The sequence below is a fragment of the Arthrobacter agilis genome (assembly GCF_002953615.1).
GTDB classification, from domain to species: domain Bacteria; phylum Actinomycetota; class Actinomycetes; order Actinomycetales; family Micrococcaceae; genus Arthrobacter_D; species Arthrobacter_D agilis_B.
This window is the reverse complement of sequence record NZ_CP024915.1, coordinates 3452775-3455028: the sequence shown is the minus strand read 5'-3', so window position 1 is coordinate 3455028 and position 2254 is coordinate 3452775. Positions and strand designations below refer to the sequence as shown.

The 2254-nt window shown below is 69.0% G+C and carries 4 protein-coding genes; 1 reads left to right on the top strand and 3 read right to left on the bottom strand.

Features of this window, described 5'->3' with window-relative positions:
* Window positions 1–589, bottom strand: a 589-nt coding sequence (locus tag CVO76_RS17045) for a low temperature requirement protein A (protein WP_208740237.1), incomplete at its 3' end; no start/stop codon positions are given.
* 140 nt (window positions 590–729) lie between these two features.
* On the opposite strand from CVO76_RS17045, the gene CVO76_RS17040 reads away from it, so the two are divergent.
* On the top strand, window positions 730–1563 hold the full coding sequence (locus tag CVO76_RS17040; protein WP_133080140.1) for a YsnF/AvaK domain-containing protein: 834 nt from the start codon (window positions 730–732) through the stop codon (window positions 1561–1563).
* Between the two features lie 2 nt (window positions 1564–1565).
* Here CVO76_RS17040 and CVO76_RS17035 read toward each other — a convergent pair whose 3' ends face one another.
* Window positions 1566–1964 (bottom strand): VOC family protein, encoded by a 399-nt coding sequence (locus CVO76_RS17035; RefSeq protein WP_208740236.1) that lies wholly within the window; start codon window positions 1962–1964, stop codon window positions 1566–1568.
* 74 nt (window positions 1965–2038) lie between these two features.
* Window positions 2039–2254, bottom strand: a 216-nt coding sequence (locus CVO76_RS17030; RefSeq protein WP_208740235.1) for an iron chelate uptake ABC transporter family permease subunit, incomplete at its 5' end; no start/stop codon positions are given.

Genomic DNA, 2254 nt, shown 5'->3' with positions numbered 1-2254 from the left:
CCCGCCAGTCGCCGCGCGCGGTGGTGAGATAGGTCAGGGCGACGTCGAGGGCCAGCCCCGCGAGCCAGAACCACGTCTGGGACGGCCCGCCGATCAGTGCGCCCGTGACGATGAGCGTGGATCCCGACGCCATCGCGACCGACGTCCTGGCGACCTGGCGCTGGAGCGGCTTGTCCTCCATCGCCGCGTACGCGTACAGCACCAGGTGCAGGACGCGCACGACGACGTAGGACAGGGCCAGGACGAGCGGTCCGCTGAGGCCGCCCTCGAGGTCGGTGAAGGCCTCAGGGATGGCGAGGGCTGCGATGAACATGGCCACCATGACGGCGGACAGGCCGAGGCGCATGATGCCCTCGTCCACGTGCGTCTGGTTCGCGAGCCACGAGTAGCAGACCCAGGACCACCACAGCATGCCGAGGATGATCATGCCCTGGAGGATGCCGGGGAAGGAGTGCTCGTGCGCCATGAAGCCGGTGACCTGCGTGAAGGCGAACACGAAGACGAGGTCGAAGAAGAGCTCGAAGGTGGTGACGCGGTGCGATTCGTCGGAGACGCGCGCCGCGCGGAAGGACCTCGGCAGGAGTGGCATGGGGAAAGGATAGAACCGTATCGGCCGATTCCGGAGCGGCCGGCGCGCCGCTCCATCGGGCACGTCGGTAGTAAGCATGCTTGCTATCGCTCCGCCTGCGACCTACGGTGAGGAGAGCAAACCTCCTCGAAAGGGCCGTCATGATCACGCTTGAACAGATGAAGGAATCCATGAACGCGGGCGCCAACGTGCTGAGCGAGGACGGAGCGGTGCTCGGCCCCATGGGTCAGCTCTATGTCGACGACGTCACGGGAGAGCCCAGCTGGGTCACCATCGCCACCCACACCATGGGCAACCCCGAGTCCTTCGCCCCGCTGCAGGGAGCCACGCGCGCCGGCCGGGACATCCGTCTGCCCTATCCGCACGCGACGGTCTACGACTCCCCGAAGATGTCGCAGGACGGCCACCTCAGCCCCGAGGAGGAGCAGAATCTGCTCCGGTACTACGGGCTGATGCCCGCGAAGGACGACGACGTCGCGACGGACCGGGCCACCGGCGTCACGACGGACCGGGCCGCCGACGCCGCCCCGGCGCCGCTGCGGTCCTCCCGGACCGAGGGTGACTACGCCATGACGCGCTCGGAGGAGCAGCTCCGCGTCGGTACGGAGATCCGCGAGACGGAGCGCGTGCGCATCGTCAAGCGCGTGGTCACCGAGGACGTCACCATGACCGTGCAGATCCGGCGCGAGGAACTCGTCGTCGAGCGCGTGCCCGTCCGGGACGGGAAGCCGTTCTACGACGACGGCGAGGGCTCCTTCACCGACGCCGAGCGCGAGCGCCTCTATTCGGCCGTCGAGACCGCCTTCAACGGTGACACCACCGAGGTGGTCCTCTACGAGGAGAAGCCGCGCGTCGAGATGGACGTCGTCCCGATCGAACGCGTCCGGATCCGCCGCGAGGTGCGCACGCACGACGAGACCGTCGGCGGCGAGGTGCGCAAGGAGGTCATCGAGACGGAGCGCATCGAGCTCTAGCCTCAGCACTCCCGCGACGACAGGATGCAGAACTCGTTGCCGTCGGGGTCGGCGAGGACCTCCCAGCTCACCTCCGGACCCTGCCCGACGTCGGTGCGCCGCGCCCCGAGGGCGAGCAGCCGCTCGATCTCGGCGGCGCGGTCCTGGCCGGTGTGCGGCGCGAAGTCGAGGTGCAGCCGGTTCTTCCCCTGCTTCTCGTGCGTCACCGGTACGAACACGAGGCCCGGCGGCACCTGCTCGAACGATAGCTTCGCACCGAGCTCGCGGGCCCACGGCGGTACGAGCACGGCTTCGTCGTCGGTCTCGATCAGTAGCTCCCAGCCGAGGGCTTCCGCCCACCAGCGTGCGAGGGCGCGGTGGTCGGTCGATTCGAGGACGGTGGAGTACCAGCGCAGTGTCATGCGCCGATTCTGCTCAGTCGGGGATCGGACAGCACGGACTTCCGGACAGGGAGCGTCCGCATCGGATGCGGTTCCTACCGGCCGGAACGGCTCCGGAACAGCAGGTGGACGAAATACGGTGCCCCCAGCAGCGCGGTGAGGAGACCCGCCGGCAGCTGTGCGGGGGCGATCGCTGTGCGTCCGATGAGGTCCCCGAGGCACACGAGGACCGCCCCGAGGAGCATCGCCGTCGGGATGATCAGCCGGTGGGAGGCGCCCACGAGGGCGCGCGCGGCATGCGGCGCGACGAG